We start from the raw sequence: 257 nt of genomic DNA on the forward strand, positions 1-257 counted from the left end.
CTCACATGGAGAAACTCCACACTACCATCGGCGATGCGTCGTTTCACTACTGAGTTCGGGATGGGATCAGGTGGTTCCAACGCTCTATGGTCGTCAAGCAATTCTTTAGGACGCTCGTGGCAGTTGCGCACGCTCATCCGAATTCGGGTATGTGACAGGTAATTTGCGGTTCACACGAACTTTCGGTTCGTTACGTCTTCACCGTACAACACGCAAATTGTTTGGGTGTTATATGGTCAAGCCTCACGGGCAATTAG

General features: G+C 50.2%; 1 rRNA gene. It reads right to left on the reverse strand.

Annotated features, from left to right (window positions below):
• Window positions 1-98 (reverse strand): 5S ribosomal RNA (gene rrf / locus ACNFIA_RS32010); the annotation flags it as partial.
• Window positions 99-257: the final 159 nt, after the last annotated feature.

It is taken from the genome of Pseudomonas sp. NY15437, from assembly GCF_048068435.1.
Taxonomy (GTDB): domain Bacteria; phylum Pseudomonadota; class Gammaproteobacteria; order Pseudomonadales; family Pseudomonadaceae; genus Pseudomonas; species Pseudomonas nitroreducens_B.